Source organism: Pseudomonas sp. 18175 (assembly GCF_050432925.1).
Classification (GTDB): domain Bacteria; phylum Pseudomonadota; class Gammaproteobacteria; order Pseudomonadales; family Pseudomonadaceae; genus Aquipseudomonas.
Genome location: NZ_JBKFTO010000033.1, coordinates 12869 through 39243, shown reverse-complemented (window position 1 = coordinate 39243; position 26375 = coordinate 12869). Strand labels below are relative to the sequence as shown.

Below are 26375 nucleotides of genomic sequence, written 5' to 3'. Positions count from 1 at the left end.
CCTCATCACGCCACCACCTCGCGCTCGATGCCATAAGTCGAAAGCGCTAGGTCTGGCTTATTGTTATCCAACGTCAAACCAATCGAAGGCGCGGAAACCCGGCACACCTCAGTGTCGGCGGTATAGCCGCCGCTACGGGTCATACGGTGTTGCGCTGACAGAATCAGATAGTTCCCACCCAGCTTGCCCGCCGCGACCAACATCACGACATTGCCGCTCACCAGGTTAGGCCGCCCCATGGACGTCCAACTGCCGGTGGTGCGCTCGCGGTTGGCCTTGGCCAGCTCGGCCTTGGCTTTAGCTTTGGACTCCTCCGCCGAGCCACTGCGCTTGCGGCTCTTGCGGGTGTCGCCGCTGGTGGTGGTCTTGCTGGCGCTGCTCGGCACCGCGATGGTCTCGTTATTGACGACTTTGTAGGTGATCAGGCCCTTCTTGACCGGGTCCTTGTGCTTGACCTCCACGGCCTTGGGCACGTCCTTAATCTGGTCGCGAACTTGCACGTTGGCCAGGTCCTGGAGCACATGCGTGGCGACTGCCACGCCTTTGGCCAAATCACTAACCGCGTGAAACACCAGGCGGTTACCCGTGACTTTGAACGCGTAGTCATACTCCTCCGCCAAGTTGCGCAGGAACGCCAGGTCGGACTCCTGCTGCGTCAGGCGGTCTAGCTTGATTGGCTCGATACGGCCGACCAGCGACAAACCCAGGCGCGTAGCGATCTGCTTGGCAACGGCGTCGAGGGTGAGGTTTTCATAGGCGCGGTGCTCCGTTGTGCGCAGCGCGCTGTGAATGCCAGTACCGATCCCGTGAATGATGACCGTCGAGGGCGGGCAGCGGAACTCCACCTCGTCGATCTCAAAGCGTCCCAAGGTCCGCAAGGGCGACCCCTCCCAGCCTATGGACAGCGTCAGCGTGTCGCCGTGCCCCGGATACCAGGCGCCGAGCCACTTGCCTTCGGTGTCCTCCAGTTCGACCTCCAGGCTGTCAGCCTGGCCGGTCAGGTAATCGGTGTAAGTCAAAGACTCCAAGTGCAGGCTGATGTTGCGCGTGATATTGCGCTGCTGATAGGTCAGCACGAAACGGGCCTCAGGCACCTGTGCGGGGATTAACGCATCCATGGTGGCAGATCCTCGGTCACGGTCCCGGATTCCAGCAACGGGATGGCCAGGGTCAACCCGGACGGCAAAGCGCCTGTCAACGGCACATGCGGGTTGGCTTCGACGATGGGTAAATACCGGTACGCGTCACCGTAATAGCGCCAGGCTAACTGGTCCCAACGCTCACCCTCGGTCGTCACATGGGTAATGAACATCAGGCCCTCCGTACTAGGACGTCGGCGGCGAGACCGGCCAGGCGTGGACCGGCGCTGTCCATCACGCTGGCGGCCTGGTTGAGGGCGGCATAGGACGCGCCGAAGCGCTCGACGATATTGCCAATGTCCACCGGGCTCAGGCTGGATCGGGCCCCCATGACGCTATCCAGCACGACTTCGCCCAGCCGCGTCAGGTCGGCGCCGTCATCGAGCAGCCCGGCGGCGTTCGCCAGCCCTTGCAGCGGCTGCAGTGTCCGCGCCGTTACCCCAAGCAACTGGGGGACCTGACCGAGAATGGTCGAGGCGTTGCCGTTTTTGAGGCTTTCGTAGAGGTTTTGGCCTGCGCGCAGGATGTTGCTCGCCGATTTTGCATGGCCGATAACCAACTGGGTCGTGCTCGGCGTAGGCAAAAAACGTGAGATCAAACCTGGGGAGCCAATAACGGCAGCCGAGGTCCCGTTCAACGCTGAATCCACCAACCCAGGCCGCAGTACCTTGCGGGTGAAGAGCCCGGTGTATTCCCGCAAACTCACTTGCACGGTGCCTGCCACGGTCTGCCCGACGGCTGTGGCGCGGCGAATCATGTTACCGACCTGGGTAATCACATACGGCCCTAGGTACTCGCCGCTGCCCATGACAAACGCCAGCGGCTCGTGCTTGCTCTTGGCCTGGCGCAACGCTCGCAGGCGCGCCTCGGGATCGCCCAGCACCGGGTGCAACTCAATGGTCAGATTGCATTCGTCCAGGCCCTCGCCGATCCATTCCAGCAACGGCTTGCCCTGGATACGGGGATGCTCGGCCCAATCGGCGGTGCCGGTGTGTTCCATACCGCTGATGCCACCGGCCACGGTGAATTCGATATCACCCAGGATGGCAAACATCAGAAGCTGCCCTCGTTCGGGCCGCCGAAGCTGCGGCGTTTTTTGTCGTGCATGAAGCGCTCCATCATCCGCATCCATTCGGAGTAGCTGGCCTGTAGGCCTTGATTGACCTGTTCCGCCACGGCCCCCCCGGCCGGTACGTTGATCTGCGGCGAGAAATGGAACTCCATTTTTCCGCCTGCCGCACCGCCACCCATCATGCTGGCCATGGACACTGCTGCCGGGTTGGGTGGTGCCAGATCGACCCGCGATTGCCCCGCCATGGCTAGGGCTGCCTGGCGCACAAGGCCCGACTGCGCGGTAATACCTAGGGCTGCGCCTTCACTGAGGTTGGCGCCGTACCCCATAAACACACGGCTTGGCGACTGAATGCCCAGGGTGTCGGTAAACCATCCCTTGATCGACGAACCAACGCCCAGCACGCTCTCTTTCAACTTGCCGGCCATCCCAGTGATACCGTTCACCAGGCCGCTGATGAGCATGCTGCCGAACTCGCTGAATTTTCCCGGCAGTTCAAGCCCGAAATAACTCATCACCCCGGCGAAGGCGCGGTAAAACAGGCCCAGGGGTGAGAAATTGACGATAAGCCCAAGGATGCCGGACAGACCGCCATTGACCCCTGCTTTGATCTCGGCCCACAGACCACCGACAAAGGCTTTAATCGGGGCCCAGTACTTGTAGATCAGGTACGCGCTGAGGGCGATGCCGGTAATGGCTAAGCCAATGGGGTTCATCAACAACGCACGGCCCATCCACAACACCGCCTGACCGGCGAGTTTCAGCCCATACAACAACGTACCGCCGAGGATCTTGCCCAGGAACAAACCACCTCGGGCTAACCCCATCAGCGGCGCCGAGAAGGCCATGAAGGTACCGCGCAATAACAGGCCGCCATAGCGGGCGACGGTGAGCATGCCGCGACCGGCCTTGCCTAGCCCGCTGATCAACGGCGCAAACTTGCCCAACTGCCAGGCGGCGCGCAGCAACGTCCATTTTGCAGACAGGCTTTTCACGGTGGTGTAGATGGACACGAAGGGCGACAGGATGAGATTGGCGCCGTAGGCCACGCCGATGAAGGCCAGCTTAGTCGCGAACAGCCCGGCTACCAGGGTGACGACACCTTTGATAAGGCCGGGGTTTTCACCGGCCCAGGTGGCGAAACGCTGCACCACGGGGATGACGCTTTTGAGCAGGTCATTGACGGCAGGAAGCAGCGCATCACCGACTGACAGGGCCAGTTCGGTCATGCCGATTTTGAAGGCGCCGAGAGAGCTTTTTGCGGTGTCCATGCGCTTAGCGAAGTCTCGGCCGTTGACGTCCTGGTCGGCGGCGTTGAGGGCCACTTTTTCGATGGCGGCTTTTTCGCCCTGGTTTGCCAGCGCGGGGCGCAGATAGCCCATGGCTTGCTGGTCGCGAAACAGCCGCCCCAGTTTGTAGGCTTCGTCCAACCGCTGGATGGCGTTTTCGCGCTCCACATCGTCTGTGATCTCAAGGGCTTTCTTGTATTTCTCGGCCGCCTCAGGGCCTTTGTTGCCCAAGTAGTGGGTGACGATGTTTAGCATTGATTTTTCAGGGGATAGGCCACTGGCAACACCGCTGCGCATGGACGCTTGCAAGTCAATGCCGGCGTCTTCAAACGCCTTGATGGTGTCTGGCGAATTCAACTTGCTCAGGAAGTTTTTATAGTTGTTGGCGGCCTCGTCACTACTGCCCGCGCCCATACGCGCAATTTGCAGGGACGCCGTCAGTTCAGCTACCGCGTTTTTGCCTTTCTGCCCCATAGCCCCATAGGTTGATGCCAGTACGGGAAGCCATTTGGCCATGTCCTGCAGTTCGAACTGCCCCTCCTTGCCGCCCGCCGCGAGCATGTTCATGACACTTCTATAGTCCTCTCCAGTGATCCCCATGCTCTTGCTCAAGGCGATGGTCGTCTTGGCCAAGTCCTCCATACTGGCCCGGGTCGCCGTTGCAACCTCCGCCATGACCGGCGTGAACATTTTCAGCTCTTCAAGAGAGCCCAAATTACCGGCAACCAGTTCTCCGACCCCGGCGCCGATATCGGTGTGGGTTTGGTTGGTCCTGACCGCCGACCAACGAATTAACTGCCCCAACTCGGCCTCAGCGGCGGGGCTGAAGTCCGCCGTAATCGAGATATCCCGTAGTTGATCCTGAAAGTCGATGGCCGTACGTAGGCTCTTCACCACCGGTCCCAACACCGCTACCGCCGTAGCGCCGGTTTCTAATGCCTGGCCCCGCAGGTCAGCCCGCTCAGCCTTCAACCGTGCCCCACGGGCAATACTGGTATTGAGCTGTTCCTGCTTGATCTTGAGCTGATCAATGGTCCGGCCCACCGAGTCGTACTGGCGCCGCATACGTTCGATGCCACTGCCACCTCGGGCCAGTGACTCGGCGAGACGGGTACCGATCAGCTTTTGCTTGCTTGTCAGTCCTTCGGTGGCGCGGCCCAGTTGCGTGACCGTGGACTTGGCGGAACCGAAGGCGGCGCCGAGCGTGCTCGCCACTGACGCGCCGATCTTTAACCCGACGAGGACTTCATTGGCCATGGTGTGCCCTGCGTGTCAGAAGGAGGAAGTGCCGCCCGGCTGGCGAACGGCGGAGTCTTGGCGGGGAAATTCGGGCCGAAAAAACTACTTGTTCAGTTGCTCAATTCGGCGGTCAATCTCGCGGCCGCAGGCCTCCACCCAATGTAGGTAGTCCTCCATTTCAAGTTCGGCTATCTCCGATGGCTGCATCCTTAGCACCATCAACAGTGCTTCGTCCCAGGACCTCAGCCAGGTCTCGTCCATTGGACATTTCCCGCAGCACCTCAGTGGCTGACTTTGAGTCAGCAATGTCCAGCTCGCCGAGGTCCTCCAATGTCAGGTTGAAAATCTTGGCGATAATCATGTCTTCCAGAACGCTTTCATCCTTGGTGAGAGCCTGGCAGGCGCTGATGTCTTTTCGTTTCACGCGTTTGATGGGCAGAGTTTCCAACTGCACGCCAGCAGCGGATTTGAAGGGGAACTTCAAGGTGAGACAGAGTTTGTCAGCCACGGTCATTGCTCCAGGTTAATCAGGTGTTTGATTACTCGATGAGAGCCCTAAGTGTCGTTGCTAACTGTGGGAGCTGGCTTTTAATCAGGTTTAAAGACGGCATGCGATTGTAAATGTGGACACCCGTCGAACGAGTTCTTGAGAAGTTTCCCCCATAAGCTCACAGTGGTGATGAAGGACTAATTGATCACTACATAATGTGCGTTGAGGGAAAAATGGATACGACGAACGAAGAAAAATTCAATAGCTATCTAGACAATATTTTGAAGCATCTGGTGGAAAATTGTCCGAAGCCTGTCGAGTTGTCGTCGTCAACGTTGAGTCTCATACAGGGAGAATATACCCCGAGACCAACTATTGGAGGCCTTGGCAATGGTGCCGATTATAAGCCTAGCGCCGACGAGATTTTTCTCGAGCACTGTTTGAGTTGGTTGGAGCATGAGGGTTTCGTCTACCGATTGGGCAACGACCGGTTCGTCGCCACATACAAGGCTCTCCGGTGCAATTCGTCTCTGCCACGTGCGTTGCAAGGCGGTGTATCAGACTGACTTTAAACAGCATCGGTAATACAGGTTGCGGGGGCAACCTGTATTGCGTCATCGCGAAAACTAAGCCTGCCCAATATTCTGCCGATACTTGAGCAACTGGTCCGCCCCTCCAACCTTAAAGATATTGGACAGGTAATCCAGCAACACCACCTCCTCGCCGTTGATGATTTGCCGCACGAAAATTGCGGAAAACGGCGATTCAAACTTGCTCGGGTCACGCGGTTTATAGCTGCCCAGCGCGTACTCTTTGAACATCACCGTCATCAGCGTGACCAGCGGAATTTCGTCTTGCAGGCCCGCGCTGTTGAACACCTGGACGTTGGACCTGCACTGCAGTTGCACGGTTTTAAACGGTGTGGCCATCTTCTTGGCTGCTTCAATGTAGAGGCTGTTCCAGACGATCTTGCCTTCCAGTTTGTCGATACCGTCCGGCAGCTCCATCAGGCCCACCATGCCCAGGCCCTGGAAGTCGCTCATCACCGACTTGATTGAGCCCAGATCGATTTCTTCGGCCTTAGCGAAAAAGCTGGCGCCGTCCAGGTAGATCGCCGCGTTGGTAATGCGGTGTGCGCTAAAACCTGCCATTTAGGCCGCTCCCAGGTTGACCAGGTATTCCCCGGTGATTTCGGTTTCGAAGGTGCCGCGCTCAAACGGCAGCGGCACGGTCAGTTTGTAGTTGAACAGCACGTGCCCCAGCTCCAGCTCGGTCTGCGGGTTACGGGCGGGGTCGAACCAACATTCGCCGCCGAGCAATGCCTCATCGCCGATCAGCTTGCGGAAGAACTGGTTGACGCTTTCGGTGATGCTGTCGATCAGGGCGGTGGTGACGTTCTGGTCAACGAACTGTAACGAGCTGTAGCGGATCGATTCGTCGGCAATGTCCTTGGTACGGCGCACGTTTTCAAAGTTGCGCATATGGGTCACGGTCGGCCAGGCCGCCGTGCGGTTACCCCACAGCCGCAGGCCCGTGCCGAATGAGTTGAAGACTGTGGTGATGCCGTTTTCGTTGAGTAGGTTGACCTCGCTGTTGGGGTCGTCGATTCGCGCCGTCAGTGGGCGCTCCAACCCGATAACCCCGAGCAACTCTTGGTTAGAGCTACTGCGCCAATAGCCCAGGTCGTTATCCACTTTGGCGCGTAAACCGGCGGCGCGAATGGACAAGGGTTGCAGGCGCTCACCGTTGGTGGCGGCGTCGTACACTTTTACGTGCGGGTAGCACAGCCGTACCCGGTCACTGCTGGTGTTGAAGTTCAGCGTGCCGGCAGGCCCGCGACCGGCGATGACCTGTTGCACTGTGCTCCCAATCGGCGCGTCAATGTAGGCCACTCCGCTGACCTTGGTGGTTTCTGCGATCAGCTCCGCGCTTACCGCATTCAGGGAGCTGAAACGCGGGGCGATGAAAATCTTGGAGAAAAATCCCAGTTGGTTGTAACTGTCCTGGAACGCCTTCATGCCAGTGCGCAGGCCCGCCGCGTTCACCGTACCGATGATGTCGGCCGGGGTGACCTTACTCGGGTCGGCGTAGGCATAGTCAGCCATGACCTTGGCCTTGGGCGGAATCTCGCCCGCTGCCAACCGGGTTACACGACCGGTAACTCGGTCCAGCGTGTAATCGGTATCCAGCTCGTAAGTCGTTGCGCCGTCCTCAGACTTGAGTGTGAGGGTTTGTACAACTCCGTGCAGCAGTGTCAGGACACTGTCGTCATCAAACTGCCGGGCCTCGCCGGTCAAGCTGGTACGGTGGATTGCCGGGTCGAGGACGTTGATAACCAGTACTGTCCCGGCGCCGAAGTCGTAGATGCCGTCGAGGGCCTCGGGGATGCTGAAACCTGGCAGGTCAGATCCGAACTGCGCGCCCTCGATTTCATTCAGGCACAAGGTCAGGCTATTGACCGGCCCCGTCGGCGCGGTACCCACCAAGGCGATAACGGCAGATTTAACCACCCGAATCGCGCGCGGGCCGCGCTCGACTTCGGTGGTTTCTATTCCGTGCAGGTAGTTAGCTGGCATCGGATTTTGCTCCTTTCTTTCCACCGGGCGGCGGGCTGTCAGTGGCTGGAGGCATTGCCGCTGGAACAGAGGTAGGTGTTTCCGCTGGCGGTGCTTCCACCAGGTGCTTGAGAGCCAGCAACACCCGCGTGTAATCGTGCAGTTCAGGCAGCTCCACCACATGGTTCGTCAGCAAAGGCACGTCCAACAGGTCATCGGAACCCTCAACGCGCAAACACGCTGCGCTTTGAGGTCCGGTGTAGAGGTAACGAGTCAGGTTCACGGGGTGGCCTCAAAGGTGGGTGGATTGAGTGGCGCCCAGGTTGGCGGCGTCATGTTTTGCAACTGGGTGGCATGCACGAAAAAGTCCTGGGCGTACTGCCAGACGCCACTCATATGGCCTATGAATTGTTCGGACATGGGGCGGCAGGCCTGGTCGGAGTGCGGCGGGTACCAGCCGGTCAGGCAGTCGCGAATGCGGTCGAGGTAACTGACCACACCGTCTTTGCCATTGAGCTGCCGAAACGCCAGGGTCAGGCGCACAACGATGTTGCGCGCCTGGAATACCGCGTCAGTGCCCTCAGAACCGCCGAACGTTGACTTGCCGTAGGCCAGCAAGATCGCGCCGCGTGGGTGGTTCAGACGGTATTTCTCCGGGATCTCCGGGAACAGCTCGACCGCCAGTTCCTTGTCGAAGGCTTCCTTGAGCCGGTCGCGTAAGGCGTCCAGCAGTTGTTCTGTTTGGGTTTTGCTGCGCTGGACCACCATGCTAATAACGCTCCCATTGGGTGTTGGTGAATTGCTGGGGCCGCGCCCGAACGCGAATCTCACCCGGCTCCGGCGCAGCCTGACCGGTGGGCATACCCAAGGTGACAACGCCGTCGCGGATGCTCTCCAGCAGCTTGATAGTGTCTTTGCGGCTGTCCTTGACCGGGTCCGGCAAAACACCTTCGGGGCGCCGCTGGTACAGCCAGTGCCGCGCCAGGTACACCACGGCGTCACGCAACACCGTGGGCACCGGGTCGAGTGGCAGGTTGTAGCGCCCGCGCAGGTAACCATCCACCAACTCCTCAGCCTGACGCACGCCGTCACCAATAACGTTTTCGTTCGGCTGCTCGGCAGCCGGGTCATCATTGGAAAGCTGGATCAACGTTATTTCGGGGATGGCGTTGCCGATATCGGCGCGGGTGCAATAGCGCATGGCGGGCCTCAGATTCCACGGACGACGCGGATAATTTCACCCGCTGCCGTCGCCGCATCCAGGGCGGTGCCGTTGGATAACCCGGTGGCCAGGATGACCGCTTGGCCCAGGGCGTCGGACTCCACCAGGTCACCAGCTGCCAGCGCGGCGCCGCTGGTGACCAGGCAGATGCCCAGAACGTTGATCGGCGCCACGTTGTCCGCCGCTGTGTCGGCTTCGACGATGCCGAACGCCTTGTCCCCGGCCCCACACAGGCCGCCGGTGAAGTTGGCGAAGTGGTAACGCGGCAAGTCTTCGGCCGCGACCATGGAGGTGGTGAGGACCGGCTGTTGGGTTTTCATGGTTTGGGTGCTTCCATAGGTTCAATGACGCGGCGCAGGCGCAACGACTCAGCGTCGGTGTCATCCAGAGCGATGGTGTCGCCCGGGTGGTACCACTTGTCGTTGTGCAGTACCGAGGACACGTCTGTGACCCGGTATGGCTGGAGCCGCTCGTCTTGGCTTGCGGTGCCCAAAGGGGCTTCCGGGGGGGGCGTAGGTGGAGGGTTGGGCACGAGAGCGTCCAATGCGCTTTCGCTGGGTTTGAGCGTCGACGGGGTTTGAGGCCCATCACTGTTGGGCTCTTGCTGTGCTGGCTTTTGAGCGTCGGCTGATGCGGTGGTCGTGGTCTTTTCTTTCGCAGTGGTTTTGCTTGTCATGGCACACCTCAGCCGTTGATGTCAGAGATCAGGTAACCGGCATCGGAGCCCACAACAACGGGCTTGTAGATGTCGGTGTTCCTGACGAAACGTACCTTGCCGCCCGAGCCGTCATAGGTGTCGATCTCCGGCATGCCTTTACGGCGCAGGGTGTAACCGAAGCTCGGTTCTTCGTAGTCGGATTGGGCGCCGCTGGCAGGTTTGGCCACATAGGCCAAGGTCATGTTGTCGCCCCAGATATCCGAGGTCCGGGTCGCACCGGCCAAGCCTTCACCGATCAGGATTTCTGGAATGCCGAACAAGGCCTTGAGGTGTTCAATCGTAATCAGCTTGCGCTCATTGCTGCCCAGGGCTTCCTGAAGCTTGGGGTGAAATTTCAGCGATAAGTAAACCGAGGCACCCATGGTCATGGTGTTGGGGCGAATTCCAATGCGGCTGCGGACGACCTCCTTGCCGGCCTCGACCACTGCAATCGGATCGCCGCCACCGTTACTCCATTGGCTGGAGCCCGAAAGCGTCACTTTTGAGCCGGCCGGGAAGGTGCCGGGGTTTTGTGCCAGCTTGGCGCAGCTGACCTCACGGCGCAGATCGATGGCGCCCACCACCCGGCGCGAGGCGCGTGACTCGGCATCAAACATCGACTCGTTTTGTTCGCGGTAGTCCACCGGGTAAGCCAGGTCGTGCTCACGTAGCACCACGTCCAGGCCGTCGATATCTTCCGGCGTCATCAGGTTGGACTGGGCGCGGATGGCGCGCTCGGTGTCGTAGACCGCGAAGGCCTCTTTGCCGAACTGCGGGATTATCCCGGCCTCTTTGTCCATGAACGCAATTGGGAACAGGCCCTCGCCGATAAACTGGGCATTGCGGTAGCCGCGTGCCAGAGAGGTGAGGACGGGATCGACGATCCGCAGTTTCTTTAAACGGTCCATCAGAGCACTCCTGGTTACTTGACGAGCTGGCGTACCGCCGACTCATAGGGGATGTTGTTTTTCGCGGCCAACGCCGTTGCCCGGTTGTGCAGGACCAGGCGCTCGGGGTCGGTGTTTTTCTCGGCGAACTCCAGATCCAACGGCGCGTCGTCATCGCCCTTGCGGTCTTTGCTGGCGGTTTCGGCGAACTCGATCTGTTTGGGCAGATCTTCAAAAATCGCCTTGAGCCCCTCGACCACGGGCTTACGTTGGTCGCCCTCACCAAACTCTAGTGGGGTATCACCGGCTTCAGCGAAGTCCAGGGCTGCGATCAAGGCGCTGGTGTGTTTGGGCAGTAACTTGCCAGCAGCAACCAGGGTTTCAGCAAACGCCAGATTGTTTCCGTGGCGCTTGGCTGCCGCCGCGTTACGCAGCGTGGACTGGTGAGTTTCCAACGCGGTTTTTAGGCGTGCATTTTCCGTCTCAAGGGCGATTCTTTCGGCTTCGTTCACGGGCGGCTTCTCCGGTGTCTTGGATGGGGAGGGTTCGGTGAAGGCTGGGCGTTGCTCGGCGCGGTGAGCTTCGGCCGCCAGGTTGTCAACGTCCCAGCCAGGTATCACCAAGTCAGCGGTGTCCTGATCGAACTGGCTGATCAGCCACTCGCGCAGGCGGCGAAAAACACCAGCCGTGATGCGCTCACTGAAATCGCCAAACTCAATGACGCCTTCCTCGCCATCGGCCAGCTCGATAGGCCGCAGGCCCTTCACCGCAGGCGGTTGGGCGCCGAGAAAACCGACATGGCGCAGGTAGTACACGCCCGGCACTGGGTTGTTGGGGGCTTCCGGGTGGTAGAAAGAGGCGGAGATTTTCTTGTAGCTGCCCTTGGCGATCTGCTCGGCGAACGCAACGTCTACCTGTTGGGCTTCCGCCGTCAGGCCGTGGACAGACACCGACAGGGACTTGACCCAGCCGGCGGCCGGCGCGTCGTGCCTGGGGTGGCCGATCACCAACGGAGCTTCATGCAGCGCCGGGTCATAGGCTTGCACTGTCGCGGCCAGGTCGGACTCACTGAAGTCGAAACGGGCGCCGCTCATGGCGGTGTGGGTGCCGGGTTTGAAAATGTGCAGAGGCTTCATGGTTTATGCGCTGACTGAAAGTGATACGCACAGCCTGAGCCGAGGAGCCGCTTAGGGCTTTTAATCCTGTTTAAAGAGTGCCGAAGCGGATGAAACCGGAGGTAGATGCAAGGCGCACCTGCGTGGGGAAGGCGGAACGCGGCGGGAGGGGTTTATAAAGCATTTACAACAGCAACCAACTGACCGGGATGATGAACCGTCGCAGCACGACGGTCCTGGCCCCTCTGAGGGCGTTATACGCGGGCGGCGCGTTCCAAGTGTGCGAGGGCCAAGTCCAGGATCGCTTCTTCGGCTTCGGGTTGCAGCACGCCCTCGGTATCCATCGGAAGGTAGGGTCGCCCAGGTATATCGCCCCACAGGTGCGGGAAGTCCGCTTGCTCACCACCAAAATGCATCATGGCGGCGTAGGGCTTGTTGCTGCTGACCAGCGCGGAACTGTCATCGGCGTGCGTGCTGATCGAAGCGGCCAGCCCGGCCGCGCTGACTTGCAGGATCTGCCCCGGCCAGTTGCCGGTTTCGGTCCGGCGCTCGATGGTGGTTTCAGATAGACCCTCCCACTCGGGGCGACCCTGCACTTCAAAGTTTTCTTCGGTCTGGCTGGCCAGCTCGGCGGCGACGTTGCGCATCAGCGGCGCCAGGTCGCCGACCGCCCATTCGATGCGGCGCAACAGCTCCTGCAAGCGTGTGCTGTTAAGTTCGACGGTGATCATTGCAAGCCTCCTAAGCGGCATCCTGTTTGCGTTTGAGCATGTCCGCCAATCCGGCACCGGGGGCATGGTTGAAGCCTGGGTCAGTGCGGAAGGTCACCGGCTTTCCTGCCGCGTCAGTGGTTCTTAATCCAGTGACGGTGGCGGTTCTGACGGTGCCAGTGCGCTTGTCCACGCCGGTTTCAACCGTCTCGCTGAACGTGTTGCCTTCACTGGAGATGACGACAAGCCCACGGCGCCGGACCGCCGCTTCAGACAGGGCAACTACCCGGCACCGGCAGTTAAATCCATTCGGCGGAAAGATGGCAGCCCAGATCGGGTCGTCGTGGCGGAATACCCGGCCATGCAAGGCGCGGTGACTCGGCCGAGTCTTGTCATCCAGAATGGCGATGTACATCCAATACGGATGGGACTCGGCGGTCTCTTCCATGCTCGCCTTGCGCCCGGCCATGTAAGAGCTTTGCAGGTTGGTCTGGTAAATGGTTTTGAGCCTGCGCGGGCTGCCCAGCTGCACCAGTTCACCAACGCCCTGGCTATCGACAATCACCTGTTTGCCCCACCACCCCTGGCTTTCCAGGATGGGCTGTAGGTTACCGATGAACTGCTTGAGGGTTTGCCCCTCTTGCAGCGCAGTTTCCAAGGCGCCGCGAATGTCCGACAGCAAGTCGATGCGCATGGCTTTGGCGACGGTGAAGGCCTGGTCATGAGCCTGGTCCAGCATGTCCTGCCAGTTCCAGGTGACCGCGTAGCCCTTGGATTTCAGGTAGGCCACGGCCTTCAGCGGTTCAAGGCCGAAGATGGCTTTGAGGTCGACGGGGTTGAGCGCTTTTGCGGCGGTGGCCATGTCAATCCTCCCTGTCTGCGGCCGCGCTCAATCGGCCCCAGGTATCGGCGAAAAACAGCAGGTTGCCGAGTTGCTGCTGTAGCGCTTGGTCATCCATGTGCGGGTAGGCTTCGGCCAGTAGGCCCAGCGCCTCGGCGTCGGTGCGCGCGCGCAACAGGGTGTCGATCAACGGCGCAACCGCCTGCTCGCTCTGTGCCTGGAGCTGCTCGGCAGGCAGGCGCTCAATGGCTTGATCCAACGCGACCTGGTCGAGGATTGGCGTGAGCGTTGCCTCAGCGAACTCGGGGCCAGCGGCAGGCGCCGGGGCTTCGATGATATCGCCGTCCATCAGGTTGTAGGTGCGCTTGAAGTACTGCGCCGTGAACTTCAAGCCCGACTCACTCAGGCTTTTATCGCGCTCGGCCAGGACCTTGTCGATTTCTTCCTGTTCCCACAGCTCATAGACAGGGGCGCTGACCGACTCGCCAAAGTTGAGGTCAACAATGCGCCGGATCACCGCATTGAGCGCGGCCGCGACGATCCCCGCGTCACCGTCCCGAATGTCTTTGGTGACCTCGGCACCGGCCGCAGCGCTGGCCCGGTTGCTTTCCTTTTCGGTGGTTTGGTTTTGCCCGAGCATGGCCACGTTGATTTCACTGCGGCAGTATTCCAACAGCCCGCGATACACATCGGCGCTGCCAGTCTTGCCGGTGGCTTCGATGATCTCCACGCTGGCATCGTTGGGAATGGCCGCGACGGCGTCCTGGACCATCCGCTCCAAGCTATCGAGCAACAGGTTAGTTTCGCCGTCAGTGGCTCCGCGCGGGTGCTTGCCGATCACCCAAGGGCTACCGTACTTCTCGGTGAACTGCACCCAGAACTTCAAGCCGCCCTTCATAAAAACCGCAGGCCAAAAGCACATCGACAGGTCGGCAAAGCCGTAGGGGTTGATGTAGGTCGCGTCCTGCCGCGCCACAACAAAGCGTTGCGGGTCGCACAGTTCGCCGGTCATGCCCGCATCACGGGCGCGAAAACGCAGGTTGTTGTCCTGGTCGTACAGGAACCATTCGGCGGGTTTGCCCAGCAGTTCCTCCGGCAACAGGTACAGGCCGACCGGACGCCACATCAGTTCCACTGGCTGGTAGCCAAACAGCGGCGCGTCGAGCAGTTCGCGGATTAACTTGTCCAGGTCGATATCTTTGAGCCAGTCCAGCACAAAGCGCTCAACCCTGGCGGGCGCATCGGCACGCTTAAGCCCGCGCTCCAGGGATAACACCGAAGCCTTGCGGCGGCGGATGTTGCCGCCGACCATGGCACTGCTGCGCAGGTCACGATAAACCTTGATGTCTTGCCCCTGGGCTTTGAGGATCGGGTCCGGGTTGGGCAGGTACATACCGAGGGCCTGGGCGTCGAAACTGCGGCCACGGCTGGCAATGTGTTCGGTCAGGCCCTTGTTGCGCTTGGGCTCGGCGAACTGGACGAATTGCGTGGGGCTGACCCACAGGCCTTTCTTGTTCATGCGTACCCCTGGAAGAGTTTTTGTGCCTGGCGCGGGCGGCGTGATTTGACGTTGACAGGGCCTGCCGCGACTTCAAGGGTGGCAAAGTTGGCCAGCGCACCCGCCCCAGCGAAGTCGCCATGCCGATACAGATCCGGATCTTTGAGATCCTGTGACCGGGCTTTGACGATCATCGGAATACCATCCACTGTTTCGATGGCACGCACGTCCTGGTGCAGGTTGTCGTCCTTCGGCATGGTGATCGCGCCGTCTTCATACAGCTGCACAAACTTAGGCATCCAGGCGCCGTACCAGGCGCGGCTGAGTTTCACCTGCTGGATGCGGTTATGGCCGAACTCGTCGGCAGTATCTTCGGCCAGGGTCTCACCGTTGCCCGAGGCATCCAGAGCGGCACCCACAAAGCGCGGTAGGCGGCGCAGGATGTAGAAAAGGATCTGTTGCTGTTGCCGGGTGGGAACCTTGTGCATTTCCAGTACGAACGGCACATCCCGATGGCGCGCCAAGTTCACCGACATCGGGCAGATGATTGAAAAATCACGGTGCCGGGCGTAGTCCATGCCAAGGAAGTGCCGCAAATCTGGGTCGAGCGTTGGGATAAGTGGCGTCAGGTAGCGTTCGATCCAGTCATCCACATAGCCTTCGCGGCGCAGGACCGACTGTTGAACAAAATCAGCATCCAGCGCCAGGCGCAATACCGAACGGTCTGGGCGCATCGCCTCATCGACCCACACACCGGGTATGCATACGCCGTTGCCATCGCGGGGGATCGCATCCAGTTCCTCCCGCATCTGCGCCTTGCGCGGGCCGTAGGCGTTGCGGATTTTTTTGTACCAGGCCTCTTTGCCCTCGGCCGTGGCTTGCTCGCCCGCCATGTAGCACACGCGCTCATACAAACCGTTGGCAACCGCATCATCGAAGGTTGCCTTGTAGACCTCCGCGCTGTCGCCGTATCGCTTGTCGCGGATGTCGTTGACCATCTGGTTGAACGGGTTGGCTTTGCCGTTGTGGGTGCTGATGATGACGATGCGGCCGCCCCAGATCAGCAGCGCGGTGGCGGCATCGAGCACGGCGGACACGTCACGGTGGAAGGCGGCCTCGTCAATGATCACCTTGCCCTGCAGGCCGCGAATGTTGGCGGGGTTGCTCGACAGCGCGACGATCTTGAAGCCGGAGGCGTAGCGGATACGGTAGGCGTTGATCTGACGGGTGTTGCCGGATTCGTCCTGGTCTTCGAACAGGAATTCTTCGATTTCGCTGACACCTGAGGCTTGAGCCTCGGCCATCACCCGGCTGAACTTGGCGCAGTAGCCAATAAACTCCAGGCCCTTTTCCTTGGTATCGCCGATGTAGAAGCAATCCATGCCGCCCGCTGCTTTCTGCGAGGCGGCGGTGATAACTGAGTCCAGCGCTTCCGCAAAGGTGATGCCGGTGCGGCGGCCCTTTTCACAGAGTTTTATTTGCGTGGTGATGTTCAGCCAGTCCACCTGGTGGGCCATCAGGATGCCTTCGGCTACCGGGTTACAGCCTTCGGGGATCTGCCGAACGCTGGGTGGCAGCTCATCCCATTCGACGACACGCACTGTGCTGGCTGAGGCTTTCATTGCTTCACGCCCAGGAATTTCTGGCGCCACCACAGCGCTTGCTCCTCGGTCATGCCCTTGGCTTTGACGGCGTTATCCAGCTCCGTGGATTGCTCGCGCAACAGGCGGTCACGCCCGGCCTGTTCGGCGGCTTGGCGCTCTTTCATGCTCAACGTGCGGGCCTGCATGGTGTTCTTGGCGGCGCGGGCCAATTCAGCGACTTCCTTGGTCGTCACGTCATCTTTTTCATGGGCGCCCATCGCGGCCTGGTAGGCCAGGGTTGAGATCGCTTCCACCAACAACGCGCCGGTCTTGTCAGTGGCGTCTTCGCCGAAAGCGCCCACAAACGCTTCGGCCTGCTCACGGTGCTGGCGGGCCTTTTCGGTTAACTGTTCGAAGCCCGCCCTGAAGCGGCCCAACGCGCTGCGGCTGGGCACTTTCTCGTTTGGGAACCGTGACTGGATATCGGCAATCATGTCATCCAGGGTCATACGGTCTTCGCGCAGAAGCTTCTGGATGTACGCCTTGACCATCGGCGGCAGGCGGCTGATGGAGGATTTTCCCGCCATGGTTACGCCCCCGGTCGTTTGATGCCGGGCACCCGCGCGCGGCCTGCGGCGATGTCCTGGCCGCGCTCGGTGAGGGTGGCAACCAGCACGGGGCCCACATCAGAAATACTCAGGGCGCCTTGCTCAGCCAGCCAGTGCAGTTCGGTTTTCACCTGGTCGCGGCTGAGAGTGTGGCCATAGCTGTCCAAGGCCATGGTCAACACCGAACTATTGGCGCGGTAAGCGGCCATCTCAGCCAGCAAGCGCAGAATCACCAAGCGCACATCCTGGCGGATAAAGTCGGAGTATGGGGTCATGTCTTTTCTCTCAGCAGGTAATCATTGATCCGGTCCAGCGAGCGGGCTAAAGGGCCGAGGGCATCCTTGACCCCCGACAGTTCGGCGCGCACGGCTTTCATATCGCCGAGCAAATCAGTGACGGCTGTCTGGTCAGGCAAGTGCCGGATGTGTTCCTCCAGGGCGACAATGCGCGTGCGCAGTTCCAGGAGTTCCTGGCCGCTCGCCGCTTGGCGTTTGATCATCCAGGTGTAAATGCCCAGTACCGCCAAGATCAGCCACTGCACCGTTTGGAAGCCAAAGCTGAGTTCGTTCAGGTTCATCGAAAACCCCGTCTGTTCATGTGTTTCAAAGCGCCAGTGCAGTCGAAACAGTGTTCGGTACCCGGTTCGTAATGGCGCCGGTCCTCGGGAATCGAATCCCCGCAAGCCTCACAGCGCTGGGCCGAACGGCCTGGGCGCCGTTGCAAGCCTTGCGTGTAAGCGCGGGCGGCCGGCTCATCGTCGTCTTGCGCTGTAGCGTGTTCGGCTACATCCATCGGGCGTCAGTCCTGTCTTTCCTGTAGGTCCAGTAGCCCGTTGAGTTGGGCGAGATTGCGGCGCGCCCACAAGCCGTAGTCCTGGGCATGGGCCAGGATGTCGGCGGGCGTAACGCCGCTTTCCAGTAGTTCGGCGTCAGTGCCGGGGGTGGCCCAGGGCGCTGGCGCAAGTTGGGTGGCAGTGGCGCCTGGTTCTGGGGCGGGCACACCGAGGGCGGTGTTGAAGTCGCGCAGCCAGCCAGCAGTGAACACGCAGCGAGGAACAGGCTGAGCCGTAGCACCAGGTGCCGGCCGGTATTGAGTTGATACATGGGAGATGCGCTCCTGGAGCTGTTGTTTTTCCTGGGCGTACTGATCCATCAGGTTGAACAGCAGCGACTCACTTTCGTAGGCCCTTGCGACCTGTTGCAGCAGTTGCAAACGGTTGGCGCTTTCGGCTGCGCGGGCTTGTTCGGCGTTCTGAGTTTTCAGGTCAGAAAGTGTTTTTTGGCCCAATGCGTCGGCGTATCGAAAACCGAAGCCATAGGTCACTGAGCCCGCAGCGGCTGCGCTGAGCGCGCATAGCAAACCGACCGCCGCCAAGCGCGCGGGTAACGGCCAGACCAGTTGATCAAGCGTGCCCATGGGTGTGCCTATGGCGGTTGCGTGATGGGCGCGCAGGGGTCTTTCCGTGCCGGTCAGGGCGGCTGACGACAGGCCGAATCCAAGTACCCGACGCCGTGTTTGACGATGCCCAGCGATAACCCCAAGACAGGCCCGCCATCAGCGCCGCGAAGCTGCGTCCGAACAGGTGCAGTTTCATGCGTTCGGCTCCTGAAAAGGGCCTTGTTTGATCAGGCGGGCGAGGAAAAGCAGCAACCCTAAGGCGCTGTTGAGCGCGGCATAAGCCCTGGGCGACAACTGCATCTGCCACATCGGCAACAGCTCCAGTTGCAGGAAACCGAACAGCGCAATCAACACACCAAGTTGCACGCTGTAGAGCTTGTAGCAGCAGCGCCAGTGAGCGATCAGTTTCATACCGACACCTCGGCGCCTTGCCCGTGGCGGATGCCGCGCTCAATCCCGGCCAGGGCCAAGCCTTCCGCAATCAGAGAGTCGCCGTACCACTGCCCGCCGGGCAGCGGGCCAGGGCCGTTTTCGTGGCGGATGATCGCTTGCACCAAGTCGCGCATGACGATGAAATCGTAGACATCTACGCCTTCAAAATCAGGATCAAGACCCAAGGCACGGGCGACAGCCAGGGTGTAGGCATTGGTGTTGTTTTCAATTGGCGGGGCCCAGCGCCCCACGATCTCGCGCACGCTGTCTATGCGGCTACCGTCGGCGGCGCGGCGCTTGTCCTGGTACGTGATGAGTACGCGGGCGATGGCGCGAATACCCCAGCGCGGGCCTTCGAAGCGCACGAACGCGGTATCGCTTTGGATGACGGCCTGGCCTTGCCAGCGCACGCCCTTAGAGTGACGGATATTGCCGGGGTTGAAGTTGCGGATACCGCGTGGGGTTTCGGTTCGCATGGGGCGCCTCCTGTCTCGGCGCCACTACGATTTGAAGCGCCAGAAATACACACGCCGCCATGATCGGCTGCGTGGGGCAGGAAGGCTTTTAATCAGGTTTAAAGAGGCGTTTACCTTTGGGTTTTCTTCAGGCGGATTGCTTGGTTAATACCCTTGAGGTCATCATCGAGTTCTGCAATCGTCGTGCTGGCCGTACTTCTAACTTTAGCGAGGCCAAGGCCAAAGATTGCTATAGCGACGACAAATGCGGCCAACACTGCGAGGTTTTGGTCCGGGATGGGTCCCGTCAGTCCAGATGTCTTGATCATATAAGTGCCCCAGAACCCCATGCCAATAAGCGTGATCAATAGCCCAAGCGCGTATTTGTTGATGTATTCACCAATGACTGTCCTGGTTCGCTCGCGGGCGTATTTTGATTTGATGCCTTTAAGCTCAGCGGCGGAAAAACGGTCCCACCGCGAATGGCCTTGGTTGTAATTGTTGCCGCCCACTACTTGCCCTACAGGGCCATTAAAATGTTGGCTTGCCATGCAATTCCCTCTTGATCAGATCCAGCCGTGCCGGTGTTGGAATATTTCGATTTGTTGGATGTTGGCCCGATAGGCAAACACCAATGGGCCGTATTTTTTCTGAATCGGGATAAAGAAAAAGTAGGGGCCGATAACACCGACCAGCATTGCGAAAAAGAAACGCCAGGAGTGCTCAAATGCCTGCCCGGTCAGCATCATGGTGAGCGCAACCACGCCCCCCAGTAGCATCCAGCATACAACCGGGTTGATGAGTATTTTTTTACGGGCGTCAGCCAAACGTTCGGTTAAATGCTGCTTTAGGGCTGCGACCTCGTTACGGCTGAGGTCTGACAAATCACCCATATCATTTCTGATATCTCCGGCTGCAACCTGGCCGACTGGTCCATTGAAGATGATTCGACCTGTCATGGCTGCTCTCCTGTCAGCGGGAGCTTAAGTTGCCCTGCTGGCGTATTCAGTTGGTCAAGGCAAATGGACTTACAGGCAAGCTTTTCAATGAACAGCGTTTTGTCATCTGAGCTGACTTCTAAATAGCAGGTATGCCCACCGGCTTTATAGGCGTCAGGTATGCGCGACCGCTCTGGAACATCAAAAAGGATAGAGCGACGAAACAGTTTCTCTATCCTGATGTTTTTGAATTGCCATGCGTACTTGTCCAAGCCCGGACAAGCCTGACGAATAGCCACAATGGTGGAAGGCTCAAGGGTTGAGTTTTTTTCTACCGCGAATTCACTTGAGGCTTTCTCGCTTTCGCATCCGGCCAGCGCCAGAAGAGATAAAATCGAAACGCCTAAATTCCTTGTTTTCATCTCGATATCCTTGCGTGTAAACCAGTGCCCTCAGCGGCAATTTTTCAGGGCCATGAGATCTATGCTGCGACACTTCGGCAAGCATCGGGCCGGGTACGTTACCGGCCTTCACTGCCATCGACAGCAGGTCCGTCTGCTATCGGGGGGTTCACAGCGCCCCAGCGCTATTCCTTGGGGGTATCTCCCAGGTTGAACGTCACTGGTTGATGGTTGGTGATGTCACCGTCAACAGACTGCCCTACGGGGCCATTGAATATCTGCTTTACCTTTTTAACCTTCGCGTTTTCGCGACCTGCCGCTAAAGCGCCGCTTACCGCGTTCTGTACCGACTTAGGCGCACTGCGAAAGCCGTCCAACAGCTTGGCCTCTTCGGCGTTCAGCGCGTCAGTCATGTGCTTTCCAGTCAGCACATACACAGCATCCATCCCCAACATCCCTGCGAGCCCGACGAGGCTATTGAGGGGGACATTGCCCTTCGCCATCCAGTTATAAATTGTGTTTCGCGCTACCCCCATGCTGTTGGAGATGGCCGTCACTCCCCCGATCCGTTCGACCTCGGACTCAAATCTCTCTCTAAAATTACTCATTAAAATGAGCATCTCCACTTGTAATGCTCAAAATATTGAGCAATCATAGTTAGCACAAACACCAACAATCTTTGCATCACAGGAGCCACTACGAATGGCCACCCATGCCAAAGCCTTATCCGCCGACCAGGTGAAAGAGAACTTTCGCCAGCTCGGCAAGACCATCACCGAATGGGCCACTGAAAACGGCTACACCCGCAACGAGGTGTACCGCGTGCTCAATGGCCAAGCTAAAGCCCATTACGGCAAGGCTCATGACATCGCTGTGAAACTCGGACTGAAATCTGATGCGGTGGCAGCATGATCTCCGTACGCCGAATCAGTGGCGCAGACTCCGAAAAAATGGGAGTTGTCCCACAGATGGGCGCGCAACTGCCGACTCGATCTACTGGCTGCTTAACCACCTCTCTGGTTGCGAATGTACCGCAAAACTTTGCAATTGATGCAACCTGTTTGGCTAGCTGCAAAAAAAGTATTTGTTTGGAAAGCCGCTTACAGGAGGGCTGCCAATGAATCGCCGCCGTTGGAAGAGCGTTCGTCCTACGTCTCTGCGCCACGCTCTAGAGCTGTGCAAGGATTTTGCAATCGAAGCTCATAGTAAAAGCGTTCAGCGCATTGCCGATGAGATGGGGTTGCCTGATCACTGGGCTCTTTATAAATGGTTACAAACTGGTCGCATGCCGGCCAACTTAATCCGGCCTTACGAGCGTGTTTGTCACTGTGATTTCGTCACCCGCTGGATCGCTGCCAGCGCCGGGCGGCTGACCATCGAGATGCCTACCGGGCGCTCGTGTACCGCCCAAGACACCCAGGTCCTACAGGAGCTGCTGACAACTGCCGCCGGGAAGCTGCTCGCGTTCTACACCCAGCACAGCGAGGCCGAGGAAACCCTGGCCGCCATTCAGGCTGCCATGGAAGGACTCGCCTGGCACCGAGGCAACGTTAGCCAAACTCTACACCCACAACTTGAACTGGAGGGGCAGCCATGAGCCGCACCGCCTCAGGAGCTGCCCGCGTGCTGGGCGTATTGAAAGCCTTGAAGGGCCACACGGTCACGGGCCTGAGCAACAACGAGCTGGCCCAGCTGACCCAAAACAGCCCGAGCAATATCACCCGCGCAATGCAAACCCTGATTGAAGAAGGGTTGGCGGTGAAGTTGGACAACGGCCGCTTTGCCCATTCGGTAGCGATGTTGCAAATCGCCCAGGCTCATGCCGAACACATGGCGCGGCTGACTCAGAGGATGCAAGAAATCAATCAGCGTATTGCTGCTGGCGCGATCAACTAAGGAGACAACCATGGCACGCGCAAAAGCCCAAATTACTGACCCCATTGAATTGCCTGCTTTAGATGGCGAAATGCTGACCGCCACTCAAAATTCGATGGCCACCGCAATGACCTCGCATAGTGAGGAGCGGGACATCATCAATCAGTTGCTCGGCCAGGCTCAAATGGCTGACTCCATAGGCAAGTTCACCGCGACGGTCGCGGTTTCCAAGATGGCCTATGTGAAAGAAAACAAGCTGTACCGGGGCTTGGCGGGGATGCACGACCGCGACGGTCGCGGTTTGAGCGGCACTTGGGAAGAATTTTGCAGCCTGCTGGGCACTTCTGCACCCAAGGTAAACGAAGACATAAATAACCTGCGCCAATTTGGCGAGGGCGCCCTTGAGTCCATGTCCCGCATGGGCATCGGCTACCGCGAAATGCGTCAGTACCGGCGCCTTCCTGAAGATGAGAAAGCCGCCCTGATTGAGGTTGCCAAGGCGGGTGACAAGGAAGCATTTGTCGATCTCGCCGAGGAAATGATTGCCAAACACAGCAAGGAAAAAGCCGAACTGACTCAACGTCTGAACGACGTAAATGCGGATTATGAAGCCCAGGGCGAGATAATGGCCAAGCGTTCCGGCGAGTTAGACCAGACCAAGATGGAGCTGGAGAAAACCCGCAGGCGTATTCAGTCCGCCACGCCGGACGATGTCATCAAAGAGCTGCGCGCTGAGGTGGTCGGCCTGCACTTTCAGATTGAAGCCAAGATCCTCGGCGAGTTGCGCGAAGGCTTCTCCAAGATGGCTGAGCACGGTGTCGAACAGGGCCAGGATCACCGTGCCTATCAGGCGGACTTGATCCGTCAGCTTGTCACCACCTTGGCAAAGGTACGCAGCGAGTTCCATTTGCCCGAGCACCAGGGCGATACCCCCGAATGGATGAGCCCGGCTGAGGCTTAAGCCATGAACCCGGTACTGACCCAGCAACTGGCTCAGATTGCCCAACGGGCAGCCTGCGCCCCGCACGGCCAGCGCACCGCGATCTATAAGGCCGGTGCGGCCGAGCTGAGTATCTCCCTTCAAACCCTGCAACGTAAGTTGAAGGAGGTTTCTGTGAGTAAGCCACGTAAGCGTCGCAGTGATGCGGGTAATAGCGCATTGCCTTTGAATGAAGCCCGGCTGATCTCGGCGATGTTGCTGGAGTCGATCAGGGCCAATAACAAACAGTTGTCGACCATCGAACGAGCGGTGGAGCGACTGCGCAGCAACAACCTTATAGTCGCAGGCCGTGTGGACGAAACCACGGGTGCATTTCGGCCACTTTCCAATGGCGCCATCAGCCGGGCGTTGCGCGGCTACAAGCTGCACCCCGAGCAACTGCTGCAGGATGCGCCGGCTGTGTCGCTGGCCAGCAAGCACCCTAACCATGTGTGGCAGGTGGACGCCTCTATTTCGACGCAGTTCTACCTGGCGAATGACGGTGTTCGCGTGATGAAGCAGGCCGAGTTCTATGACGGAAAACCGGGCAACCTGAAGAGGATCGAGCGTCAGCGCCTGTGGCGTTATGTGATTACAGACCACACCAGCGGCACGTTGTATGTCGAGTATGTGCTGGGTGCGGAGTCGGCGGAGAATCTGTGCGGTGTGTTGATCAACGCAATGCAGAAGCGTCACGAGTCCGACCCGTTCCACGGCGTGCCCTGGATGCTGATGACGGACCCAGGCGCGGCCATGACCAGTGGGATTTTTCGCAACCTGTGCCGGGCAATGTCCATTGAACTGATCATCAATCAGGTCGGCAATGCTAGGGCCAAGGGACAGGTGGAGCAGGCCCATAACATCGTTGAGCGAGAGTTTGAGAGTGCCCTGAAACTTCAGGCTGCGACCAGCTTGGGGCAGATCAATACCTGGGCGGGGCAATGGATGCGTTACTTCAATGCCACAGCCATTCATACCCGCACCGAGCGTAGCCGCTATAGCGTGTGGCTGATGATCAAACAAGGCGAGTTGCGCCTGGCGCCGAGCGTTGAGGTGTGCCGCGAACTGGCCGTCAGCACGCCGGAATACCGCAAGGTCAGCAATCTGTTGCGTGTTTCGTTCAGGGGCGATCAGTTCGATGTTTGCTCGGTACCCGAGGTGATGGTCGGCGACAAGCTGCTGATGACCCGCAACTGCTGGCGCGACAAAGACTCAGCCATCGCGGTGTTGATTGGTTCTGATGGCCGCGAGCATTACCACGTTGTCGAGCGGGTCGGCACGGATCAATTCGGCTTTGCCGACACCTCGGCCACCATCGGTGAGCAGCACAAGCGCCACTCCGAAACGCCTGCGCAAACGGCGCGTAAGCTGTTGGAGCAGATCGCCACGGGCACCACCAGCGTGGCCGGAGCCGAAACCGCTCGCAAGGCCAAGGCGATTCCGTTCGGAGGCCTGATCGACCCACACAAACATGTGACCGACACGGTGCTACCGGCATACCTGCCGCGTCGCGGTACGGCCCTGAACGTCAACGCCCCGACTGTCGAGCAGTCACTGCTCACGCATGTCGAGGCAGCGAAACTGCTGCGCCCACGGATGGCGGACCTCTGGTCCTCCGAGGCTTTCACCTGGCTACAGCAGCATTACCCGGAGGGCATTGCCCAAGAACAGCTCAACGCCATTGAGGCGGAGCTAAAACGACCTGTCGAGGTCATGCGCAAACCGTTCAGCCTGGTTCTGGCGGCGGTTGGAGGTGAGTGATGTTGAAACTTAAGCGCGTTTTACAGGAGGTCGGTCGGCCTCAGTCGGCCCTGGCCGAGTCGCTGAACCTGAGCAGCGCTGCTGTTGCTCAATTGCTGAACCACAGCCAATGGCCGCGCAGCCTGGACTGTGAGGTGTTACAGGGGCGCATTCGTGTGTTCTTGAATGAGTCAGGCGTCAACGATGCAGACATCGCCAGCGCTTTTGAAGAAGTGGACCTGCCGTGCGCCAACACGACAGATCCGGCCCAAATGAATGAGCCGTCCGGGGAGGACGATGCCATGTTACTGCCAAAACAAACCTTGCTGCCAATTACTCGTCGGGCATTCAACTTGACCCGAGACCCCTTTGGGGAGTTTTCCTGCACTCAAGACATGTGGGTTAGCCCTGACATTCGCTACGTCCGAGAGGTGATGTTTCAGACCGCACGGCACGGCGGGTTCCTGGCGATTGAAGGGGAGTCCGGCGCAGGGAAAAGTACGTTGCGCCGCGACCTTGTGAACCGGATTGCGGAGAACAACGAGCCCGTGTTGGTCATTGAGCCATATGTGCTGGCTTCTGAAGACAACGACACGAAGGGTAAATCTCTGAAAAGCACTCACATTGCCGAGGCAATGATGGCCGCCGTCTCGCCCCTGACCAAGCCGAAAAACAGTCCCGAGGCCCGCTTTGCCCAGTTACACAAGGTGTTGAAAGAGTCCTACGCCGCAGGCTATCGCCATTGCCTGGTGATCGAGGAGGCGCATAGCTTGCCGATCCCGACGCTCAAGCACCTCAAGCGCATCCTGGAGCTGGAGGTTGGCTTCACCAAACTGGTGAGTATCATCATGATCGGCCAGCCCGAACTGAGCGTGAAGCTGAGTGAGCGCAACGCGGATGTGCGGGAAGTTGTACAACGGTGCGAGCGGGTCACGTTGCCGCCTGTCGAAGGTGCCCGTCTGGAGGAGTTTCTGGCGTTTCGTTTCGAACGAGTGGGTAAGCCACTTGCAGAGGTCATTGATGCAAGCGGCCTTCAAGCCATTGCTGAACGCCTGTCCCAACCGGATCGCCGTGGAGGGCGTGAGCAGACAGTGTCGCTGCTGTATCCCTTGGCTATCGGCAACTTGATGGTCGCCGCTATGAACCTTGCTACCCAACTTGGGGTGCCGGTAGTTACCGCTGACGTTGTAAAGGGGGTGTGAGATGCCTGCA

35 protein-coding genes are annotated in these 26375 nt (G+C 59.3%); 6 read left to right on the top strand and 29 right to left on the bottom strand.

From position 1 onward, the window contains the following. Positions 1 to 5: 5 nt before the first annotated feature. From ACLD1Y_RS29295 to ACLD1Y_RS29155, 29 genes are all read right to left on the bottom strand, one after another. On the bottom strand, positions 6 to 1118 hold the full coding sequence (locus ACLD1Y_RS29295; RefSeq protein WP_429481158.1) for a phage late control D family protein: 1113 nt from the start codon (positions 1116 to 1118) through the stop codon (positions 6 to 8). Continuing rightward, entirely contained in the window at positions 1106 to 1312 is a 207-nt protein-coding gene (locus ACLD1Y_RS29290; protein ID WP_429481157.1) for a tail protein X, read from the bottom strand. Before ACLD1Y_RS29290 ends, ACLD1Y_RS29295 begins: the two co-directional genes overlap by 13 nt. Further along, a complete protein-coding gene (locus ACLD1Y_RS29285; protein ID WP_429481156.1) occupies positions 1312 to 2193 on the bottom strand; it encodes a phage tail protein in 882 nt (293 codons plus the stop codon). The genes ACLD1Y_RS29290 and ACLD1Y_RS29285 overlap by 1 nt, the downstream gene beginning before the upstream one ends. Further along, complete coding sequence (locus ACLD1Y_RS29280) at positions 2193 to 4757, bottom strand: phage tail tape measure protein (RefSeq protein ID WP_429481155.1); 2565 nt, start codon at positions 4755 to 4757, stop codon at positions 2193 to 2195. Before ACLD1Y_RS29280 ends, ACLD1Y_RS29285 begins: the two co-directional genes overlap by 1 nt. A gap of 160 nt (positions 4758 to 4917) precedes the next feature. Continuing rightward, complete coding sequence (locus tag ACLD1Y_RS29275) at positions 4918 to 5247, bottom strand: phage tail assembly protein (RefSeq protein ID WP_429481154.1); 330 nt, start codon at positions 5245 to 5247, stop codon at positions 4918 to 4920. Positions 5248 to 5855: 608 nt separating this feature from the next. Beyond that, positions 5856 to 6380 (bottom strand): phage major tail tube protein, encoded by a 525-nt coding sequence (locus ACLD1Y_RS29270; RefSeq protein WP_429481153.1) that lies wholly within the window; start codon positions 6378 to 6380, stop codon positions 5856 to 5858. Beyond that, positions 6381 to 7805 carry a phage tail sheath subtilisin-like domain-containing protein gene (locus tag ACLD1Y_RS29265; protein ID WP_429481152.1) on the bottom strand — a complete coding sequence of 475 codons (1425 nt, stop codon included), beginning with the start codon at positions 7803 to 7805 and terminating at the stop codon, positions 6381 to 6383. It lies immediately after the preceding gene. After that, positions 7795 to 8067, bottom strand: a complete 273-nt coding sequence (locus tag ACLD1Y_RS29260) for a hypothetical protein (protein ID WP_429481151.1) — start codon at positions 8065 to 8067, stop codon at positions 7795 to 7797. Before ACLD1Y_RS29260 ends, ACLD1Y_RS29265 begins: the two co-directional genes overlap by 11 nt. Next, positions 8064 to 8552, bottom strand: coding sequence for a Gp37 family protein (locus ACLD1Y_RS29255; protein WP_429481150.1), 489 nt, complete (start codon positions 8550 to 8552; stop codon positions 8064 to 8066). The genes ACLD1Y_RS29260 and ACLD1Y_RS29255 overlap by 4 nt, the downstream gene beginning before the upstream one ends. Before the next feature lies 1 nt (position 8553). Next, positions 8554 to 8985 carry a gp436 family protein gene (locus tag ACLD1Y_RS29250; protein WP_429481149.1) on the bottom strand — a complete coding sequence of 144 codons (432 nt, stop codon included), beginning with the start codon at positions 8983 to 8985 and terminating at the stop codon, positions 8554 to 8556. A gap of 8 nt (positions 8986 to 8993) precedes the next feature. Then, complete coding sequence (locus tag ACLD1Y_RS29245) at positions 8994 to 9326, bottom strand: DUF2190 family protein (RefSeq protein WP_429481148.1); 333 nt, start codon at positions 9324 to 9326, stop codon at positions 8994 to 8996. Further along, complete coding sequence (locus tag ACLD1Y_RS29240; RefSeq protein ID WP_429481147.1) at positions 9323 to 9448, bottom strand: hypothetical protein; 126 nt, start codon at positions 9446 to 9448, stop codon at positions 9323 to 9325. The genes ACLD1Y_RS29245 and ACLD1Y_RS29240 overlap by 4 nt, the downstream gene beginning before the upstream one ends. Positions 9449 to 9690: 242 nt before the next feature. Continuing rightward, a complete protein-coding gene (locus tag ACLD1Y_RS29235) occupies positions 9691 to 10611 on the bottom strand; it encodes a hypothetical protein (RefSeq protein ID WP_429481146.1) in 921 nt (306 codons plus the stop codon). A 14-nt stretch (positions 10612 to 10625) separates the two neighbouring features. Beyond that, on the bottom strand, positions 10626 to 11726 hold the full coding sequence (locus ACLD1Y_RS29230) for a peptidase (RefSeq protein ID WP_429481145.1): 1101 nt from the start codon (positions 11724 to 11726) through the stop codon (positions 10626 to 10628). A 233-nt stretch (positions 11727 to 11959) separates the two neighbouring features. Next, complete coding sequence (locus ACLD1Y_RS29225; RefSeq protein WP_429481144.1) at positions 11960 to 12436, bottom strand: phage virion morphogenesis protein; 477 nt, start codon at positions 12434 to 12436, stop codon at positions 11960 to 11962. 10 nt (positions 12437 to 12446) lie between these two features. Continuing rightward, positions 12447 to 13277 (bottom strand): phage minor head protein, encoded by an 831-nt coding sequence (locus tag ACLD1Y_RS29220; RefSeq protein ID WP_429481143.1) that lies wholly within the window; start codon positions 13275 to 13277, stop codon positions 12447 to 12449. A gap of 1 nt (position 13278) precedes the next feature. Then, positions 13279 to 14775, bottom strand: coding sequence for a DUF935 domain-containing protein (locus tag ACLD1Y_RS29215; RefSeq protein ID WP_429481142.1), 1497 nt, complete (start codon positions 14773 to 14775; stop codon positions 13279 to 13281). Next, positions 14772 to 16376, bottom strand: coding sequence for a hypothetical protein (locus ACLD1Y_RS29210; RefSeq protein WP_429481141.1), 1605 nt, complete (start codon positions 16374 to 16376; stop codon positions 14772 to 14774). Before ACLD1Y_RS29210 ends, ACLD1Y_RS29215 begins: the two co-directional genes overlap by 4 nt. Beyond that, positions 16373 to 16924 (bottom strand): phage protein Gp27 family protein, encoded by a 552-nt coding sequence (locus tag ACLD1Y_RS29205; protein ID WP_429481140.1) that lies wholly within the window; start codon positions 16922 to 16924, stop codon positions 16373 to 16375. Before ACLD1Y_RS29205 ends, ACLD1Y_RS29210 begins: the two co-directional genes overlap by 4 nt. A gap of 2 nt (positions 16925 to 16926) precedes the next feature. Beyond that, entirely contained in the window at positions 16927 to 17220 is a 294-nt protein-coding gene (locus tag ACLD1Y_RS29200; RefSeq protein ID WP_429481139.1) for an ArsR family transcriptional regulator, read from the bottom strand. Then, positions 17217 to 17522, bottom strand: a complete 306-nt coding sequence (locus ACLD1Y_RS29195; protein ID WP_429481138.1) for a DUF2730 domain-containing protein — start codon at positions 17520 to 17522, stop codon at positions 17217 to 17219. The genes ACLD1Y_RS29200 and ACLD1Y_RS29195 overlap by 4 nt, the downstream gene beginning before the upstream one ends. Further along, positions 17519 to 17737, bottom strand: a complete 219-nt coding sequence (locus ACLD1Y_RS29190; RefSeq protein ID WP_429481137.1) for a TraR/DksA C4-type zinc finger protein — start codon at positions 17735 to 17737, stop codon at positions 17519 to 17521. The genes ACLD1Y_RS29195 and ACLD1Y_RS29190 overlap by 4 nt, the downstream gene beginning before the upstream one ends. 6 nt (positions 17738 to 17743) lie before the next feature. Beyond that, on the bottom strand, positions 17744 to 18361 hold the full coding sequence (locus tag ACLD1Y_RS29185) for a lysis protein (RefSeq protein ID WP_429481136.1): 618 nt from the start codon (positions 18359 to 18361) through the stop codon (positions 17744 to 17746). A 174-nt stretch (positions 18362 to 18535) separates the two neighbouring features. Then, positions 18536 to 18754 carry a hypothetical protein gene (locus tag ACLD1Y_RS29180; RefSeq protein WP_429481135.1) on the bottom strand — a complete coding sequence of 73 codons (219 nt, stop codon included), beginning with the start codon at positions 18752 to 18754 and terminating at the stop codon, positions 18536 to 18538. Next, positions 18751 to 19251 (bottom strand): structural protein, encoded by a 501-nt coding sequence (locus tag ACLD1Y_RS29175; protein ID WP_429481134.1) that lies wholly within the window; start codon positions 19249 to 19251, stop codon positions 18751 to 18753. Before ACLD1Y_RS29175 ends, ACLD1Y_RS29180 begins: the two co-directional genes overlap by 4 nt. Positions 19252 to 19361: 110 nt before the next feature. After that, positions 19362 to 19781 carry a hypothetical protein gene (locus ACLD1Y_RS29170; RefSeq protein ID WP_429481133.1) on the bottom strand — a complete coding sequence of 140 codons (420 nt, stop codon included), beginning with the start codon at positions 19779 to 19781 and terminating at the stop codon, positions 19362 to 19364. Positions 19782 to 19796: 15 nt separating this feature from the next. Further along, positions 19797 to 20189 (bottom strand): hypothetical protein, encoded by a 393-nt coding sequence (locus ACLD1Y_RS29165; RefSeq protein ID WP_429481132.1) that lies wholly within the window; start codon positions 20187 to 20189, stop codon positions 19797 to 19799. Next, on the bottom strand, positions 20186 to 20590 hold the full coding sequence (locus ACLD1Y_RS29160) for a hypothetical protein (protein WP_429481131.1): 405 nt from the start codon (positions 20588 to 20590) through the stop codon (positions 20186 to 20188). The genes ACLD1Y_RS29165 and ACLD1Y_RS29160 overlap by 4 nt, the downstream gene beginning before the upstream one ends. A gap of 164 nt (positions 20591 to 20754) precedes the next feature. After that, positions 20755 to 21126 carry a helix-turn-helix domain-containing protein gene (locus ACLD1Y_RS29155; RefSeq protein ID WP_429481130.1) on the bottom strand — a complete coding sequence of 124 codons (372 nt, stop codon included), beginning with the start codon at positions 21124 to 21126 and terminating at the stop codon, positions 20755 to 20757. A 145-nt stretch (positions 21127 to 21271) separates the two neighbouring features. Here ACLD1Y_RS29155 and ACLD1Y_RS29150 point away from each other — a divergent pair, with 145 nt between their 5' ends. From ACLD1Y_RS29150 to ACLD1Y_RS29125, 6 genes are all read left to right on the top strand, one after another. Next, positions 21272 to 21481 carry a DNA-binding protein gene (locus ACLD1Y_RS29150; protein ID WP_429481129.1) on the top strand — a complete coding sequence of 70 codons (210 nt, stop codon included), beginning with the start codon at positions 21272 to 21274 and terminating at the stop codon, positions 21479 to 21481. Between the two features lie 205 nt (positions 21482 to 21686). Further along, positions 21687 to 22166: a hypothetical protein gene (locus ACLD1Y_RS29145; protein WP_429481128.1), complete on the top strand. Its 480-nt coding sequence runs from the start codon at positions 21687 to 21689 to the stop codon at positions 22164 to 22166. After that, positions 22163 to 22465 carry a helix-turn-helix domain-containing protein gene (locus tag ACLD1Y_RS29140; RefSeq protein WP_429481127.1) on the top strand — a complete coding sequence of 101 codons (303 nt, stop codon included), beginning with the start codon at positions 22163 to 22165 and terminating at the stop codon, positions 22463 to 22465. The genes ACLD1Y_RS29145 and ACLD1Y_RS29140 overlap by 4 nt, the downstream gene beginning before the upstream one ends. A gap of 10 nt (positions 22466 to 22475) precedes the next feature. Beyond that, entirely contained in the window at positions 22476 to 23405 is a 930-nt protein-coding gene (locus ACLD1Y_RS29135; protein WP_429481126.1) for a hypothetical protein, read from the top strand. Positions 23406 to 23408: 3 nt separating this feature from the next. Then, on the top strand, positions 23409 to 25184 hold the full coding sequence (locus ACLD1Y_RS29130) for an integrase (protein WP_429481125.1): 1776 nt from the start codon (positions 23409 to 23411) through the stop codon (positions 25182 to 25184). Further along, positions 25184 to 26365, top strand: a complete 1182-nt coding sequence (locus tag ACLD1Y_RS29125; protein WP_429481124.1) for an ExeA family protein — start codon at positions 25184 to 25186, stop codon at positions 26363 to 26365. Before ACLD1Y_RS29130 ends, ACLD1Y_RS29125 begins: the two co-directional genes overlap by 1 nt. Positions 26366 to 26375 lie beyond the last annotated feature (10 nt).